This is a genomic window from Brevibacterium sp. (genome assembly GCF_031179145.1).
Classification (GTDB): Bacteria; Actinomycetota; Actinomycetes; order Actinomycetales; family Brevibacteriaceae; genus Brevibacterium.
The window spans coordinates 119,262-135,658 of the sequence record NZ_JAPSIB010000001.1 but is presented as its reverse complement, the minus strand read 5'-3'; the positions used below and the strand labels follow the sequence as shown (position 1 = coordinate 135,658).

14 protein-coding genes and 4 tRNA genes are annotated in these 16,397 nt (G+C 64.7%); 1 reads left to right on the top strand and 17 read right to left on the bottom strand.

Annotation, left to right across the window (positions count from 1 at the left end; translation table 11 throughout):
- Positions 1-36: 36 nt before the first annotated feature.
- The 16 genes from yajC to RIT73_RS00525 form a co-directional block, all read right to left on the bottom strand.
- The gene (yajC, locus tag RIT73_RS00600; protein ID WP_309130107.1) at positions 37-702 is read right to left on the bottom strand and encodes a preprotein translocase subunit YajC; all 666 of its coding nucleotides are present in this window, start codon (positions 700-702) and stop codon (positions 37-39) included.
- Between the two features lie 82 nt (positions 703-784).
- On the bottom strand, positions 785-1,840 hold the full coding sequence (gene ruvB / locus RIT73_RS00595; protein ID WP_309130106.1) for a Holliday junction branch migration DNA helicase RuvB: 1,056 nt from the start codon (positions 1,838-1,840) through the stop codon (positions 785-787).
- 59 nt (positions 1,841-1,899) lie between these two features.
- On the bottom strand, positions 1,900-2,496 hold the full coding sequence (ruvA, locus tag RIT73_RS00590) for a Holliday junction branch migration protein RuvA (protein WP_309130105.1): 597 nt from the start codon (positions 2,494-2,496) through the stop codon (positions 1,900-1,902).
- A 215-nt stretch (positions 2,497-2,711) separates the two neighbouring features.
- Positions 2,712-4,319, bottom strand: coding sequence for a DUF222 domain-containing protein (locus RIT73_RS00585; protein WP_309130104.1), 1,608 nt, complete (start codon positions 4,317-4,319; stop codon positions 2,712-2,714).
- A gap of 951 nt (positions 4,320-5,270) precedes the next feature.
- Positions 5,271-5,867: a crossover junction endodeoxyribonuclease RuvC gene (gene ruvC, locus RIT73_RS00580; protein ID WP_309130103.1), complete on the bottom strand. Its 597-nt coding sequence runs from the start codon at positions 5,865-5,867 to the stop codon at positions 5,271-5,273.
- Entirely contained in the window at positions 5,867-6,619 is a 753-nt protein-coding gene (locus RIT73_RS00575; RefSeq protein WP_309130102.1) for a YebC/PmpR family DNA-binding transcriptional regulator, read from the bottom strand. Before RIT73_RS00575 ends, ruvC begins: the two co-directional genes overlap by 1 nt.
- 210 nt (positions 6,620-6,829) lie before the next feature.
- Positions 6,830-7,309, bottom strand: coding sequence for an NUDIX domain-containing protein (locus RIT73_RS00570; RefSeq protein WP_309130101.1), 480 nt, complete (start codon positions 7,307-7,309; stop codon positions 6,830-6,832).
- Positions 7,296-7,916, bottom strand: coding sequence for a phosphatidylinositol phosphate synthase (gene pgsA / locus RIT73_RS00565; protein WP_309130100.1), 621 nt, complete (start codon positions 7,914-7,916; stop codon positions 7,296-7,298). Before pgsA ends, RIT73_RS00570 begins: the two co-directional genes overlap by 14 nt.
- A 4-nt stretch (positions 7,917-7,920) precedes the next feature.
- The gene (locus tag RIT73_RS00560) at positions 7,921-10,107 is read right to left on the bottom strand and encodes a S9 family peptidase (protein WP_309130099.1); all 2,187 of its coding nucleotides are present in this window, start codon (positions 10,105-10,107) and stop codon (positions 7,921-7,923) included.
- Positions 10,095-10,697, bottom strand: a complete 603-nt coding sequence (locus RIT73_RS00555) for an HIT domain-containing protein (protein WP_309130098.1) — start codon at positions 10,695-10,697, stop codon at positions 10,095-10,097. Before RIT73_RS00555 ends, RIT73_RS00560 begins: the two co-directional genes overlap by 13 nt.
- Positions 10,694-12,700: a threonine--tRNA ligase gene (thrS, locus tag RIT73_RS00550; RefSeq protein WP_309130097.1), complete on the bottom strand. Its 2,007-nt coding sequence runs from the start codon at positions 12,698-12,700 to the stop codon at positions 10,694-10,696. The genes RIT73_RS00555 and thrS overlap by 4 nt, the downstream gene beginning before the upstream one ends.
- A 123-nt stretch (positions 12,701-12,823) precedes the next feature.
- The gene (locus RIT73_RS00545) at positions 12,824-14,071 is read right to left on the bottom strand and encodes a hypothetical protein (RefSeq protein WP_309130096.1); all 1,248 of its coding nucleotides are present in this window, start codon (positions 14,069-14,071) and stop codon (positions 12,824-12,826) included.
- A gap of 199 nt (positions 14,072-14,270) precedes the next feature.
- Positions 14,271-14,342: transfer RNA gene (locus tag RIT73_RS00540), tRNA-Val, on the bottom strand.
- A gap of 38 nt (positions 14,343-14,380) precedes the next feature.
- Positions 14,381-14,452 (bottom strand) — tRNA-Val (locus tag RIT73_RS00535).
- A gap of 32 nt (positions 14,453-14,484) precedes the next feature.
- Positions 14,485-14,555, bottom strand: a tRNA-Cys gene (locus tag RIT73_RS00530).
- Between the two features lie 26 nt (positions 14,556-14,581).
- A tRNA-Gly gene (locus RIT73_RS00525) sits at positions 14,582-14,654 on the bottom strand.
- 251 nt (positions 14,655-14,905) lie between these two features.
- Here RIT73_RS00525 and RIT73_RS00520 point away from each other — a divergent pair.
- On the top strand, positions 14,906-15,265 hold the full coding sequence (locus RIT73_RS00520; protein WP_309130095.1) for a PGPGW domain-containing protein: 360 nt from the start codon (positions 14,906-14,908) through the stop codon (positions 15,263-15,265).
- 116 nt (positions 15,266-15,381) lie between these two features.
- Here the strand turns inward: RIT73_RS00520 and zapE are convergent, their stop codons facing one another.
- Entirely contained in the window at positions 15,382-16,395 is a 1,014-nt protein-coding gene (zapE, locus tag RIT73_RS00515; RefSeq protein ID WP_309130094.1) for a cell division protein ZapE, read from the bottom strand.
- Positions 16,396-16,397 lie beyond the last annotated feature (2 nt).

Genomic DNA, 16,397 nt, shown 5'->3' with positions numbered 1-16,397 from the left:
CAGCTTTCGATCGGGTGGGTGATTCGGGTGAGTGAATCAGTTCTTCTTGTCGTCGTCGGATCCGGGAGCAGCGTGTCCCGGCCCTTCGGTTCCGGCTCCCGGAACATCCGAGTCGGCACCCGTGACCTCGGTGTCCTTGTTATCCGTGTCCTTGACGTCAGACGCAGAGGTCCCGTCGGTCTTCGTGTCGGGACCGATGGTCGGCTCCGAGTCGGAGATGGTCGAGTCCTCGTCGCGGACGTCGTCCGCACCGGTGCGCGCTTCGTCGGAGTTGATCGCAGACGCACCCCGCCCTTCGTCGGATCCCGCGCCCGCGGTGTCCGCTTCCGCGGCTTCGGCACGCTTGCGCTCGAGCATGGCGTCGAGCTCGGCGTCGGTGATCGCCGGCGCGTCGGCGGCGTCGCCGGGTGCGTCGGAACCGGCCTCACCGGCGGCAGGCACTGCGGTGGCAGGGGTGTCGATCTGGCCGATTGCCTGGCGGTGGACACGCAGGGTGGTGCCGGGGCCGGACTCGATCGTCACCTGGTTGTTCTCCTCGTCGATGGAGACGACGGTGCCGAAGACACCGAAGGTCGTCATCACAGTGGCGCCGGGAACCAGATTCGTCTTGATCTGTTCCATGCGTGCCTTCTGCTTACGTCGCGAATTGAACAAGAAGAAGATCAACAGCGCCGCAAGCGCGAGAGGGATCAGTAAATCCACAGATTTCTACCTTTCATAAGAATCAAGTCAGTCCACTACCTTAGTTCGTCGCGAGGACTCAAGGCGAACCCATCCATTGGGATCAGTACTCATAGTTTGCTGGGATCTGCATCCCCAGATGCTTCCAAGCCGCCGAGGTGGCCACTCGACCGCGTGGTGTGCGAGAGATCAGGCCCTCCCGCACGAGGTACGGCTCGGACACCGTCTCGACCGTATCCGCCTCCTCGCCGACGGAGACCGAGAGAGTTCCCAGACCGACGGGTCCTCCCCCGAAGCGTTTGCACAGAACCTGGAGAACAGCTCGGTCGAGGCGGTCGAGTCCCAGGGCATCGACCTCATAGACCTTCAGCGCCTTGAGCGCAGCGGACTTGTCGATGACCCCGCTTCCGCGGACCTGAGCCCAGTCGCGGACCCGCCGCAGGAGTCGGTTGGCGATACGCGGGGTCCCCCGGGAACGCGTGGAGATCTCACGCAGTCCTTCGATGTCGGCTTGGATGCCGAGCATCCGGGCAGACCGGTGGAGGACCGTGAGCAGATCGGAGCTGGAGTAGAAGTCGAGGTGACCGGTGAAGCCGAAGCGATCACGCAGCGGCGCCGGGAGCAGCCCCGAGCGGGTGGTGGCACCGACGAGAGTGAAGGACGGCAGATCCAGAGGGATCGCGGTCGCTCCAGGACCTTTGCCCACGATCACGTCGACCCGGAAGTCCTCCATGGCAACGTAGAGCATCTCCTCGGCGGCTCGCGCCATGCGATGGATCTCATCGATGAAGAGGACCTCGCCCTCCTCGAGTGACGACAGAATCGCGGCGAGATCGCCGGCGTGCTGGACGGCCGGCCCCGAGGTGACTCGCAGACTCGTCTGCATCTCGTGCGCGATGATCATGGCGAGGGTTGTCTTTCCCAGCCCAGGAGGCCCGGAGAGCAGCACGTGGTCAGGAGCCTTGTTCCGTGCCTTCGCCGCGTCGAGGACGAGTGAGAGCTGTTCACGAACCTGCGGCTGGCCGATGAAGTCCTGCAGACCCTTGGGGCGCAGCGCGGCCTCCGCGTCCTGCTCGGCGAACTCGGCCTGACCGGAGACGAGGCGCTCCTCCTCCGCACCGGTCAGCCTTTGGTCCCCGAAGTCCATTTCGTATGACATGGCTTCTTCGCCTTCCATGACATCCTCCGCACCACCGAGGCGCCGATGATCCGCCGGTGTCATTTCCGTGCACCGAGAATCTTCAGCGCGGCCTTGAGGATCACCGAGGTGCCGGCATCGGTCCCGATGTCATCGGTGACCTCCTGCACCACCTCGGCGGCCTGCGGTTCCTTCCAGCCGAGGCCGACGAGAGCATCGACGACCTGCTGATTGCTGCCACCGAACGACAACTGGGGGCCGGGCGACGTTGCAGCCAGCTTGGGCAGTTTGTTCTCGAGTTCGAGGATGATGCGCGAAGCGCCCTTCTTGCCGATGCCGGGCACTCGGGTGAGTGCATTGGCATCCTGATTCGAGATGGCGGCTGCCAGCTCATCGGGTCCCATCACCGCGAGGATCGCCATGGCCAGCCTGGGACCGATTCCCGAGATCGACAGGAGCACTTCGAAAGTGTGATTCTCATCTTCGGTGGCGAACCCGAACAGAGTCATCGAGTCCTCGCGGACGACGAGAGTGGTGACCAGCTCGATGTCCGCCCCGTGACGGGTCTTGGACAAGGTGTCCGGTGTCACGTGGACTTTGCGTCCGACCCCGTACGTGAGAACGACGAGGTGGTCAGCTGCGATGCGATGAACCGTACCGCGGAGGAAACTGATCACGGACTGCCTTTCGAGTGGGAACACGTGTACGAATCCAGGTTAGCAGGATGCCTTCCGCCGCCCGGTCCGACATTCCGACGGTATCAGGCAACGGCATCCACTCTTCGTTCGACTGACCCCGTTGAACTGACCGCCTGAATGCCGAAGCTGAGTTGTGGGCGCAGTTGTGGGCGCAGTTGTGGGCGGAGTTGTCCCCCACCCGCAGGGGTTCCTCGTCAATCGAAGAGGGTGTCGATGATCTCTCGGGCGATGAACCGGGCATGCAGGATCGGCTCCCTGGCCGGATCAACCGACGCCGGTGGCACCCACGCAGGCCGCCCATCGACCAGCATCACCGCATACCAATCCGACTTATCGATCAGGTGATGATGCCGACCACACGCCAACGTCAGATTATTGACATCAGTCAGCCCGCCTTCTGACCAGGGCACAATATGGTGCACATCGCACCACCCCGGCGGAGTCTCACAACCCGGGAACGTACACCCCTGATCCCTAGCGGTGAGGATCGCGATCTGCCTGGCATTGGCGAACCGTTTCTCCGTCGCCACCTGCACTGTCTTCGCCTGCCGGCTCATCAGGTGGAAGAACACCGCCCCGTTGAGACCACCCGCGACCAACTCACTGATCGGCACCGGAGTCTCCACCCCGGTGACACCAGCACCCTTCTGGTTTGCGAGGTCTTCGGCTTTCGCCGTGACCACCAGAGCGTAGGGGGCCCCAGCAGCGACCCGGGTCATATCGATACGTGACATCAGTGTCGCGAACCGTTCATAGATCTGGTTCTTCACCGATCCCTGCTCGGCACGAACATCAACCAGGGTCCCATCCGCCCGCACACCCACCCCACCCGGAACACCAGCAGAGTCATCCGCGAGGGTGGAACCCGCCCGACCCGCGGCATCGGTGGCATCGGTGGCATCGGGCGATCCTGCTGGCAGCAGGGGTGCGTCATACCGGTCGCCGCTGAGGACGGCATCGAAGATCTCCAACATCTCCTGCCCAGCCGACTCCGCGTCTGCAGCGCCCCCGACGGCTGCACACTCACTCGGCGAACCGTCGGCACCGTTGCTGTCGTTCGTCTTCTCGGCCGTCTGGATCCGTGAGGTCAGCAGACCATGGAGCACTCCCCCGGTGATCGCATCCAACAACCCGGACAGGTCCCAGTCCCCATTCCGGCGAGCCCGCAAATTCACCCGATACCGCGACCGATCCACGGCATCGGCCGGTTCCTGACCGTCCGGGTCGATCTCCTCGAGGAGGCGGGTGAAGATCACTCGCAGGTCCGTCACCCGCACCTGCGGAGCATGCTCAACCAGAGTTTTCTCGGTCTCTGCTCGGACCTGGGGGCTGACCCAGGTCGGCAGCTTCTGCAAACACTCCCCGATGACGCCCGCCTGCCCCGCCGAGAGCACCCCGGCATGCACACTCTCAGCCACGACCGGACACAACGGTTCGACTGCCTGCCCCGACATCGACACCTGACCGCCGATATTCTTGGCCAACTCAGTCCGGCGGGTGGCTTCGGCACCGGTGAGCTGGTGACGATTCTGCACGAGAGCTTTCGTGGTCTTCGCCCCGAGATCAGTCGGGGTCCCGCACCGGTCGAAGACCGACAACGCCAGGGCGGAGACGCCTTCAAGGACGCGGGTGGCGGTTTCGACTCCATCGATGACCAGCAGCGCCTCCTCGGGTCCCATCGGACGGTCGAAGGACCGTAACTCGTTCTTGAGATGCTCGAGGCATTCGATGCTCGCCGTCAGTTCCGGAGCGGTGCGGGCCAGATCCCTCCACGCCTGATCGGTGAGGAGAGGATGCGCCACCGGTCCAGAATCAGACTCAGACCGTAGGTCCGGGTCAGTGGTGGCCAGGGCATCGGGAGCGGGGCCGGTCGCCGGGACCTCGGAAGCGGAGCCAGCGATCTGACCTTCAGTGCCAGCGATCTGACCTTCAGTGCCAGAAAGAACCGGCGAATCGGCGAGGGGTGAAGGAGGCGTGAGTGACGCACCGTCCTCGACAGCCGCGGGGTCGCACACGGGCGCGGGACCGGCAGACCGGCCTTCGGTGCCTCCGCTAGTCGCCGGTTCTGCAGGGTGCGCGTCATCGTCGGCAGGGATGGCCGGGATCGCGTCGAAACGGTCGGCCAGGGGGTGTTCTGACAGGTCGAGACCGGCCGCCTCGAGTTGGTCGCGCAGCGACCGAGGAGCACGCTTCGGCTGGGCAGCGAAGGACTTGATAGCGGGCGACTCTTCACTGTCGGCGCCGGCCGGATCGAAGCCTTGAGCCGCGCTGGTACAGCGCTTGCTCCGCTTCTTCCGGTCGGGGGTGAGAGTCATGGTCTCGTTCCGTTCGCCAACGTCTGTGTTGCCCGCTTACGTCAATTATAAGGCCTGTGAATCGAATCTGTCTAGAACGTTTTTCGAAGATAATTCGTCTTATTGCGCGTCTGATTCAAGGTGGTTGCTCTTGAGCGAGGAGAATCATTTCTGTGCACTTCCGCCTATCCTCACCGTCATCAGTCCTCGATTTGTTGTCGATGAGATCAGGCTAGCAACCGCCACTGACGCGGATGCCGGCAACGGATCCCTGGTCTGACCCACCCCCAGGATCCACTCCCCCACCCATCCCAGGCAGATACGCCAAAGGGGTCCTCAACCCTCCGGTTAAGGACCCCTGATCGAACCCGAGCACAAGATGCCCACGCCCGCCGCCTCCTGTGCGCCCGCCGCTTCCTACGCGCGACTACCGATTCTCACTCTCGTTCAGACGTGAGCCTACTTCGTCCGGCGCAGAGCCTGCGCCCACTGCTCCTGCGCCTTGGTCAGTCCGGAGCCCTGCCTGCCGCCGCTCTTCCGCTCGGTCAGGTCCTTGTTGGTGCCGGGAGTCGACTGCGCACTCATCGCTCCTCGCCATGAGTGACAGATCGCAATCGCCAGGGCGTCGGCTGCGTCGGCCGGCTTCGGGGGCGCGTCGAGGCCGAGGATGCGCGTCACCATGTTGGTGACCTGCTTCTTGTCGGCCCGGCCTGAGCCGGTGATCGCCGCCTTGACCTCCGACGGGGTGTGCATCGCCACCGGGATCCCTCGCCTCGCGGCCAGCCCCATCGTCAATCCGGACACCTGAGCCGTTCCCATGATGGTGGACACATCGTTGCGGGCGAACACCCGCTCGATGGCCACCACATCGGGGCGATACGTGTCCAACCAGGTATCGAACGCCTCGGCGAGGTTGCCCAGACGCAAGTCAACGGAATCCGCAGACGGCGTCCGCAGGACGTCGACCGCAACGATCTTCGCTTTGCGCGCGGGCAGCGTGTCGATGATGCCCAACCCGCACCGGGTCAGACCGGGATCGACACCGAGGATGCGCATCAAGCGTCGATCTCGGCCAGAACCTCGTCGCTGACGTCCGCGTTGGTGTACACGTTCTGAACCTCGTCGCTGTCTTCGAGCGCGTCGATGAGCCTGAAGACCTTCACAGCAGTATCCGCATCGAGGCTCACCTCGAGTCCGGGGACGAACGACGCGTCGGCGGAGTCATAGTCGATTCCGGCTTCGACCAACGCGGTGCGGACGGCAACCAGGTCCGTCGCCTCGCAGATGACCTCGAAGGTCTCGCTGTGATCCTTGACCTCTTCCGCACCGGCGTCCAGGGTCGCCTCGAGGATCGCATCCTCGTCGGTGCCCTCAGCAGGCACCACGATGACGCCCTTGCGGTTGAAGTTGTAGGACACGGATCCGGGATCGGCCATCGAGCCGCCGTTGCGGGTGACCGCCACGCGAACCTCGGACGCAGCACGATTGCGGTTGTCGGTCAGGCACTCGATGAGCAGAGCGACGCCGCCGGCGGCATAGCCTTCGTACATGATGGTCTCGTAATTGACTCCGCCACCGTCGAGTCCGCCACCGCGCTTGACCGCGCGAGTGATGTTGTCAGCGGGAACCGAGTTCTTCTTCGCCTTCTGGATCGCGTCGAAGAGGGTCGGGTTGCCATCGGGATCAGGTCCACCGTTTCGGGCGGCAACCTCGATGTTCTTGATCAGCTTGGCGAAGAGTTTGCCGCGCTTGGCATCGATGGCAGCTTTCTTGTGTTTAGTCGTTGCCCACTTGGAATGACCTGACACTGGTGTTCCTTCCTCTAGATAAAGCCCTTCGATTCTATACTCTCCCCACTTCCCCACGTTCGAAGCGCGCACGCAGGAACGTCGGAAGCGCGCCGAGGCGTGGCTCCGAGGGCAGAATCCGGCCATGGCCGTACCCAGAAGTCCGAATCGCGCCGAGGCGGTGGCTGCGAGGACAGAACCCGGCCCGGGCCGAACCCGGACGTCGGAAGTTCAGTCGATCACCACGGGAACTTCGGGGACCAAACCTTCCTTGGCCATGTCCAGCAGGCTGACGAGATTCTTGGGATAGACGGTCTCCGTCGTCGTGAGCAGGTCCGCACGGGACCACCACCGGAATTCCAGCAGGCTGCGCTTCTCGATGTCGGTCCACACCGCATCCTCGAGTTCGATGTCCTCGGTGGTTCGGAACGCGAAATAGGTCTCGTGCTGGTGAAGGGTCTTCTCGGTGAACTCGAAGATCTCATCGCGAATCGCCAGTGGTCCGATGAGTTCGCTCGGTTCGCATTCCAGGCCGGTCTCCTCCGCCAGTTCCCTCGCAGCCGTCTGCGCCGGGCTCTCGCCCATCTCCGAGCCGCCGCCGCAGGTCATCCACCACTGGTGCGTGGGTGTGAGGAGGTCCTGAGCACGAATCAGCAGAACCTCGTCACGCTCATTGAGCAGCACGACCCTTGAGGCTTTACGAGGCTTCATAGTTCTCCAGGAGTTGACGACGAACAGAGGTGATGCGCTGCAGGATGGTGATGCAGCAGGCGATCATCAGAATGGCAAGGGCGACCGACAGAACAATATCGGGAAGTCCCAGCCCAACCAAGCCGGTGACGACCAATGTGACCAATAAGCGGTCGGCGCGCTCGGCGATCCCGCCGGAGGCGTGGACGCCCAGACCCTCGGCTCGAGCCCGCACATAGGACACAAGCGAACCTGTGACGAGGCAGCCCAGGGCCAGCAGCGCAGTGACCGCGTCCTGGGCGCCGAGGAAGTACCACAGCGCCAGGCCGACGAACACGGCTGAGTCGGCGAGCCGGTCGAGCGTCGAGTCGAGGAAAGCTCCCCAGCGGCTGTTCCGACCGGATTCTCGCGCCATGATGCCGTCGAGCATGTCACCGAAGACGAACACGGTGATCACGAGGGTGCCGACGAACAGGTGCCCGAGCGGGTAGAAGATCAATGCGCCCGCGCTCACCCCGAGAGTGCCGATGACAGTCACCGCATCGGGAGTCAGCCCGGCACGCAGCAGCAGCTTCGCCAGCGGTCGGAAGAGTCGGGTGAATGCCGCACGGGCAATGGAATTGAGCATGGGATCAGCGAACCGTCGGAGTCGCGGACCCGGCCCCGGCCGCTTCCACTCCCGGCGCGACGTCCGGGTCAGAGCTTCGCGCCCCGAGAGCCACACCTGTTGGCACGGCAGCCTCCGGAAGCAGCTCGGGATCGAGCTCATCGAGCTCTTCCCCCAGCTCCTCCACCACTGTGGCCGGAGCCGGGGACCGCGACCCGCCGAGGTGTCGCTCCCACCACTCGAGGATGGCGTCGAAACGCTGCTTCCGGTGTCGCGGCTGGCCGGACCGTGAGAGCTCGTGGTTCTCCCCCGGGAAGACCAGCAGCTCCGTCTTCACCCCGGCCCGCTGCAGCGCGGCGTAGTACTGCTGCGCCTGTTCCAGCGGGCATCGGAAGTCGAGCTCCGAATGCATCACCAGAGTCGGGGTCCGAACCTTGGCGGTGTGAGCGAGCGGCGATTGGCGCTCGATGGCGGCGGCGTCACGTGAGGTGTACTCCTCGGCGAAGTAGCGCCCGATGTCCGAGGTGCCGATGAAGCTGCGCGGATCCAGGAACCCTCGTTCGACGATCGCTGCCCGGAAGCGGTGCTCGTGCGCGATGATCATCGCAGTGAGGAAACCGCCGTAGGAACCGCCCTGGACGCCGAGGCGGGTGCCGTCGAGGTCCGGGTTCGCGGCCAGCACATGATCGAGGACCGCGAGAACGTCGCGCATCGCGGGCTCTGCCATGTTCCCTTGGACTGCCTTGCCCCATGCCCGGGTGCGACCGTTCGATCCGCGCGGGTTCGCGTAGACGACGGCATAGCCCGCCGAGGTGAGCACCTGCGTTTCGTCGAACCACCCGTGGGTGTACTGGGAGAAGGGCCCGCCATGAATGTTGAGCACGACGGGGAACGGTCCCTCCCCTGCCGGCTTCGCGAGGCATCCGGTGACCGTTCCGCCTTCGCCCTCGACCCTGACGACCTCGGGCAGCACGAAACCGCTCGGCGCCGGATGGTCCTGCAGGATCGCAGGTGCGGCGGTCCCCGCCGACAGCGGGATCCGGGCTGCAACGGCCGGCGACTGCGGAGTCACGGCCGTGAACACCACCGCGTCGCCGTCCAGATCGAATCCGTTGACCACCGTGGTGGCATCGGTGAGGTATTCGAGATCGTCGAGTGGAAGGTTCTCCGCCGCCAGCGGAATCCGCGCGAGTCGCGCCGCACCGTCGGTCTCGATCACGGCCACGACCGAGTCACGATCGGCGCCTCCGTTCCGGCGACTGCCGCCCGCCCCGCTGCCGTGCTGAGCCCTGCCGACGATCACCGGCGGGATCTGTGCGACCGCCACCGTTTCGGGGTCGGTCAGCCTCCGCGTCTCGCCGGTGGCGAGTGAGTGGACGTAGAGGCCGGGCATCTGCGCGACGAAGTCGAGTTCGTGCGCGGTGAGATCAGCGGCGATCAGCAGCAGGGTGTCGTCGTCGATCCACCGGTGCAGCTGCACGCTCAGCCGCGGCAGCTCCACCGCCTGCGGGGCGTCGGTGCCGAGCAGCCACACGGTGGTCCTGAGATCGGGGTGGCCGCGATCGGGCTCGACGGCGGAGATCACACTGATCCGGTGTCCTCCGGGAGAGAACTGCGGGTCGTGGACGTCGGACTCCGGGTTGGCGAGGAGAGCCGACTGGTGCACCTCTCCCGAGCCTTCGACACCGGTCTTCCCCAGTCCCGGGTCGACGAGGTCGACCACGAATGCGCGCGCCGGACGGTCCCTGATGTAGCCGATCCCATTGCTCAGATAGGTCGCCGAGGTGATCCGGCGGGGAGGCTCTTCGGCTGCGGAGACGTCCTCGTCGGCGCCATAGCGCTCGGGTTCGCCGATGCGCGCGACATAGACCGCCCGGGCTCCCTGTTCGTCGATGGCGAATTCGCTCACGCCGAGGTGGTGGTCGGTGATCCGATGCGTCGTCTCGAGTGTCGGCCCCGCATAGAGCTGCGCGGCCTCCTTCCGAGGAGCACTGAGGAAGCCCGACCACCCCGAGGTGACGACTGGGGCGGAATCGTGCCAGTTGTGGCTGATCCGGATCGGCTTCTCCCCCGAGAATGCGTACAGCTGGGACAGGTAGCTGTTCGTCTCGAGATCGGGACGGGCGATGGCGATGACGACGTCGGTGTCGCGCACCACTGGGGATGAGTACTCGGCGAGGGAGTCGAGCTGGTCGGGGATCATCTGTTCCATTCCTTGGACAGTGCCGCCTGCACATCTGCATGCACCTGCGGCAGCGCTTTGGTCTGCGCCACGATGGGAAGGAAGTTCGCATCGCCACCCCACCGCGGCACCACGTGCTGATGGAGGTGTGCGGCGATGCCCGCTCCGGCCACTCCCCCTTGGTTCATCCCCAAGTTGAAGCCGTGGGGTGAGGAGACAGCGCGGATCACCCGCATCGCCTTCTGCGTGAATCGTGCGAGCTCCGTGGTCTCGGTCTCGGTCAGATCCGTGTAGTCGGCGACGTGCCGGTACGGGCAGATGAGCAGGTGACCGGGGTTGTACGGGTAGAGGTTGAGAACGGCGTACACCTCTTCGCCGCGCGCCACGATGAGCCCTTCGGCGTCGGACTTCGACGGCGAATCGCAGAAGGGACACTCGGCGATGCCGGAGTCCTTCGGCTTGTCCTGCCCTCCGATGTAGACCATCCGGTGCGGGGTCCACAGCCGTTGGAACCCGTCGGGCTCACCCGGGAACCCCGTTGCGGCCTCGACGTCGACCTCGTCGAGGTCATCCCGCAGATCCCAGGCAGCACCGGCTTCGGCGTCTGCCCCCTCGGTCATACCTGGGCCTTCGTCTCGATTGCTTTGAGAATGCGGGAGATGGCCTCGTCGACGGGCACCCCGTTGTCCTGTTCGCCGTTGCGGAAGCGGAACGACACGGCACCGGCGTCACGGTCGTCGCCTCCGGCGATGAGGGTGAAGGGCACCTTCGACTTCGAGGCGTTGCGGATCTTCTTCGGGAATCGATCGTCACTGTCGTCGACCTCGACCCGGACACCGGCGTCCTTGAGCTTGCCGGCCACCTCGGCGAGGTAGTCGTTGAACTCCTCGGCCACGGGAATGCAGGTGACCTGGACCGGCGAGAGCCAGACCGGGAACGCCCCGGCGTAGTGTTCGGTGAGGACGCCGAGGAAACGCTCGATGGAACCGAACTTCGCCGAGTGGATCATCACCGGCTGCTTCCGGGTGCCATCCGAGGCCTGGTATTCCAGGCCGAAGCGCTCGGGCTGGTTGAAGTCGAGCTGCACGGTCGACATCTGCCAGGTCCGACCGATGGCGTCCCGGGCCTGCACCGAGACCTTGGGGCCGTAGAATGCGGCACCACCGGGGTCCGGGACGAGCTCGAGCCCGGTCTCCTTGGCAACGTCCTCGAGCACCTGGGTCGCCTCGGCCCACTGTTCGTCGGAGCCGATGAACTTGTCCTTCTTCTTCCCGTCCTCGTCGCGGGTGGACAGTTCGAGGTAGAAGTCGTCGAGCCCGAAGTCCCGGAGCAGGCTGAGCACGAAGCCCAGCAGGTGCCGGATCTCGTTCGGGGCGTCCTCCTGAGTCACGTACGAATGGGAGTCGTCCTGGGTCAGTGCGCGCACACGGGTCAGGCCGTGCACGACTCCCGACGCCTCGTTGCGGTAGACGGTGCCGAACTCGAAGAGCCGCAGCGGCAGTTCGCGGTAGGACCGCCCCCGTGACCGGTAGATGAGGTTGTGCATGGGGCAGTTCATCGCCTTGAGACGGTAGGCCGTACCCTCCTTGACGATCTCACCGGATTCGTCGCGCACCTCGTCGACGGCCAGCGCCGGGAACATGCTGTCGCCGTAGTACGGCAGGTGGCCCGAGGTGTAGTAGAGCGACTCCTTGGAGATGTGCGGGGTGCCGACGTATTCGAAGCCCTCTTCGATGTGGCGGGCGCGGACGTAGTCCTCCATCTCGCGCTTGATCACACCGCCTTTGGGGTGGAACACGGGCAGGCCGGAACCGAGCTCCTCGGGGAACGAGAACAGGTCGAGTTCCGCACCGAGCTTGCGGTGGTCGCGGCGCTCCGCCTCGGCGATACGGTCCTGGTAGGCCTTGAGGTCATCCTTCGAGGCCCAGGCGGTGCCGTAGACACGCTGCAGGCTGGCGTTGGCCTGGTCGCCGCGCCAATACGCCGCCGAGGAGCGGGTGACGGCGAATCCGTTGCCGATGAGCTTCGTATTGGGCAGGTGGGGCCCGCGGCAGAGGTCCTGCCACACGACCTCGCCCTTGCGGTCGACGTTCTCGTAGACGGTGAGATCGCCGGCGCCGACCTCGACGGCGGCCGATTCGTCCTCGCCGGCGCCCTTGTCCGCGATGAGCTCGAGTTTATAGGGCTCATCCGCCATGCGTTCGCGGGCTTCGTCCTCGGTGACGACGACGCGGTTGAAGGTCTGTCCCGACTTGACGATCTGTGCGGCCTTCTTCTGGATGGCCTTGAGATCCTCGGGGGTGAAGGGCTCGGCGACGTCGAAGTCGAAGTAGTAGCCGTCGGTGATGTACGGACCGATGCCGAGCTTGCTGCCGGGGAACAGTTCCTGCACGGCCTGCGCCGTCACGTGCGCCGCGGAGTGACGGAGAATGTCGAGGCCTGCGGGGGAATCGATGGTGATGGGAGAGATCGAGTCACCGGGAGACAGTTCCCGGCTGAGATCGGCCTGCTCGCCGTTGAGCCACATGGCAATGACCGTGCGGTCCGCGGAGAAGACTTCTGTCCCGGTCAGGCCCTGTTTCCAGGGGATGTTCTCGCCCGCGCAGTCAATGCCGTCTGCCACTGATTCTCTCCGATCGTTCACGTTGGTGTTAGTCGCTCTTAGAGTCTAGTACCAAACCAAATGGGTGGCAGTCTCACGACTGCCACCCAGAAGGTGTGATGCATCAAGCCGGTCCTGCGGGGTTCAGGCTGCTTTACTGAACTCGAACTCCGTGCCCTTGCCGAGGTCGTCGAGCAGGGAGAACTTGAGGTGGATCTGGTCGATCTCGGAAGTCGGGACAGCGTAGGCGAGTTCATAGGTCGCCTCTCCGCCCGCCGGCACCGGGTCAGCGAACGCCAGGGTGCCGGAGTACTTCTCATCGAAGACGTCCGGGTAGGTCGCCCCGCTGCCGTTCTCGGCAGTGAGATTCGCCAGGATCAGATCGAGCTCGGTGCTGCTGTTGTTCTTGATCGTCATCGTGACGATCGCGATCTCGCCGTTCGTCGCCTCGGCACCCGCCGCGTACTGACCGGCCTTGCCGGACTTCACACTGACAGCGGCCGTGATGTCGGTGCCGATCTCGACCTCGCCGCCTTCGACGGGAGCAGGAGCGGCTTCGGAGCCCGGAGGCGATTCGAATCCCGGCTGGGACGGGTCGACAGGTGCCGGGGCCGAGGGCGAACTGCTCTCGATGGCCTTCGATCCCTCATTGAACACCCAGGCGCCGAAGACGATGTAACCGATGAGGAAGATGATCGAGAGGAGGAGCGCCACCGCGCTGAGGATGATTCCCCAGATGTTCATGCCCCGGTTGGTGGCGAGACCCTTCTTCACGGCGCCGAGGCCGATGAAACCGAAGATCAGGCCGGCGATGCCGAAGAGCGCACCGAAGACAGCCCACGACAGGACGATGCCGATGATGCCGGCGATGAGCGCGAGGATCCCCCAGATGTTCTTCGAGGTGTTCCCGCCCATGCTTCCGGGAGGGTAGGAGCCGTACGCCGCATTGGGGTTGGCCGGGACGAACTGGTCGGAGGACCCTCCCGCTCCTGCGTAGGCAGGCTGCTGAGCGTACTGGTTCTGGTCGTAGCCACCCTGATTCGGGTCATAGCTCCCGCCGTACTGGTTGGGGTCGTACTGATTCTGACCATAGGAGTTCTGGCCGTACCCCTGCGAATCATTCTGGCCCCCGCCGTAGTTCGGCTGCGAACCGTAGGGGGAAGCGGAGCCGTACTGCGGCTGCGAACCGTACTGCTGGGTCGGCTCCTGGTGCTGATTCGAATCGTACGAGCGAGTCGGCTGGTCCGAGCCCCCGTACTGCGGCTGCGAGCCACCGGTCTGGCCGTTGCCCTGGTTGCCGTCCGAGTGCGAAGGAGAACTCGAAGGCTGATCGTTGGAGTTCTGATCCCCCGAGCCGCGATTCGGCTCATAGGGATTCTGAGGAGTTGACATGAGGGCTCCGAAGTCTATGGTGACGATTGCTGTTCCCAGCGTACTATCAAGTTCGCTCGTTATCGCATGCTGTCCACGTTGCAGTTCTGACACAGGTCGGGCCGCGCCCGGGCGGGAATGCGCCTTGCGAAGTGAACGCCCTGTGCCGTGGATTGCGTGAATGCACGAAACCCCGAGCCGAAGCCCGGGGTTTCCACTGTGCGCGATACTGGGATCGAACCAGTGACCTCTTCCGTGTCAGGGAAGCGCGCTACCGCTGCGCCAATCGCGCTCTATTCATTTGTTGCACCGGAACCACAAGGGTCCCTGTGCGCGATACTGGGATCGAACCAGTGACCTCTTCCGTGTGAAGGAAGCGCGCTACCGCTGCGCCAATCGCGCTGACTCCCAACAGTGTTCCGCTGGAAGATCTGAGGTGGCGACGGGATTCGAACCCGTGTAAACGGCTTTGCAGGCCGCTGCCTCGCCTCTCGGCCACGCCACCGCCAAGGCAGTGCCATGACGCCTCCGAGCGGATGACGGGACTCGAACCCGCGACCCTCACCTTGGCAAGGTGATGCTCTACCAACTGAGCCACATCCGCGTTTCGCTGCCTGGTTTCCCTGGCAACGAGATATAACTCTATACGGAGGTCGGCGCTGACGCAAAATCAGAACGGGGTGATCGTGCTCACACGTTGAAATCAAGCTTTCAGGTGGATCGACCTATATTGGTCAGGTGAACGGAAGTCCTCAGAACAAGCGGCCGAAGGGGTGGCTCTCGCGCCATCACAAGCACGGCCGTCGGTCGTGGAGACAGCTCCGCCTCGCGTTCCTGAGGTGGAGGGGGCTCATCATGTCGAAGCCGCACACGGCGCTGGCCTACCGGTTCTGCGTCGCCCTCCTCGGCGCCTTCGTCGTTCTCATCGGACTCGCACTCGTCCCCCTGCCGGGTCCGGGTTGGCTGACCGTCATCATCGGGCTGTTCATCATCTCGACAGAGTTCCATTGGGCCAGGCACGTGCTGCACTTCGTGCGCACCAATGTGGAGAAATGGTCCCACTGGGTCGTGGCCCAGCCGGTGTGGGTGCGCTGGACGATGGGTGGGGTCACCGCCGTCTTCATCGCGGTTCTCGTCTGGGCCGCGATCAGCATCTTCGGCCTGCCGCACTGGGTTCCGCAGCTCGAAGTCCTGCGCCGCCTCGAACTGCAATAGGCGAAGCGACCTCTGATGCGAAGAACCGACCGCCGGGGCGATCGGTGCTTCGGTTCGGCACACTGCCGTCTCGCACGTGCTGCGACGACACTCGTCCGGTGCGGGCGGCAGCGCGGTCAGTCCTTCGACGACAGCGCGGTCAGGCGCGAGAGGCAGCGCAGGTACTTCTTCCGGTACCCGCCCGAGATCGCCTCGGGGGTGAAGATCTTGTCGAGAGCCTGGCCGGAGTTGACGATCCGCACATCCCGGTCGTACAGCCGGTCCACGAGGGCGACGAACCGCAGGGCCACGTTCTCCCCCTCGATGGTCTCGACGTTCTCCCAGATCGCGGCGTCGACCCCGTCGACCATTCGCCCGTAGCGGGAGGGATGGACCGTCGCCAGATGGGCGAGCAGGGTCGCGAAGTCGTCGCGGGCCACGACGCCGTCGAGTTCCGCCGTCCTCTCGTCGAGCTCGTCCGCGGGGACCGGCGGCGCCGGCTCGCTCTGCGCCCGCTGTCGGTAGTCCTGGCCGTCGATGCGGAAGACCTCGAACTGGTCCGCCAGGGCCTGGATCTCCCGCAGGAAGTCCTGAGCGGCGAATCGGCCCTCCCCCAGCGCCCCCGGCAGAGTGTTGGAGGTCGCGATGATCTTGACCCCGGCGTCGGTGAGCTCACGCATCAGCCGCGACATGAGGACTGTGTCGCCCGGATCGTCGAGTTCGAACTCGTCGATGCACACGAGCTTCATCCCTGACAGGTCATCGCGGGCACGCGCGAAGCCGAGCGCCCCGACGAGGTTCGTGTACTCGACGAACGTTCCGAAGGTCGCGGGCTTCTCATTTGCATGCCACGCCGAGGCGAGCAGGTGGGTCTTACCCACTCCGTAGCCCCCGTCGAGGTAGACGCCCTTGGGCCCGTCCTGGCCCTTCCCGAACAGCTTCGAGAAGAACCCTCCCGAGCGGGAGTCCGCCACGAACTCCTCGAGCTTGTTGCGCGCCCGCGCTTGGGACGGCTCCGAATCATCGGTGCGGTAGCCCGCGAAGGACACGTCGTGGAACTGCGGGGGCGGTACGAGGCCCGCGATGAGTTCGTCGGGCGCAACCTGCGGATGGCGTTCGCTGAGTGCGATCAGAGTCTGCTGGGCATTCACTC

What these genes read in the sequence shown, in the direction of transcription:
- RIT73_RS00555 (WP_309130098.1), bottom strand. Translation starts at nt 10,697, where the DNA reads ATGACCGAGGGGGCAGACGCCGAAGCCGGTGCTGCCTGGGATCTGCGG.
- RIT73_RS00570 (WP_309130101.1), bottom strand. Translation starts at nt 7,309, where the DNA reads ATGAAGCCTCGTAAAGCCTCAAGGGTCGTGCTGCTCAATGAGCGTGAC.
- pgsA (WP_309130100.1), bottom strand. Translation starts at nt 7,916, where the DNA reads ATGCTCAATTCCATTGCCCGTGCGGCATTCACCCGACTCTTCCGACCG.
- ruvB (WP_309130106.1), bottom strand. Translation starts at nt 1,840, where the DNA reads ATGTCATACGAAATGGACTTCGGGGACCAAAGGCTGACCGGTGCGGAG.
- RIT73_RS00545 (WP_309130096.1), bottom strand. Translation starts at nt 14,071, where the DNA reads ATGTCAACTCCTCAGAATCCCTATGAGCCGAATCGCGGCTCGGGGGAT.
- ruvC (WP_309130103.1), bottom strand. Translation starts at nt 5,867, where the DNA reads ATGCGCATCCTCGGTGTCGATCCCGGTCTGACCCGGTGCGGGTTGGGC.
- RIT73_RS00560 (WP_309130099.1), bottom strand. Translation starts at nt 10,107, where the DNA reads ATGGAACAGATGATCCCCGACCAGCTCGACTCCCTCGCCGAGTACTCA.
- RIT73_RS00520 (WP_309130095.1), top strand. Translation starts at nt 14,906, where the DNA reads ATGTCGAAGCCGCACACGGCGCTGGCCTACCGGTTCTGCGTCGCCCTC.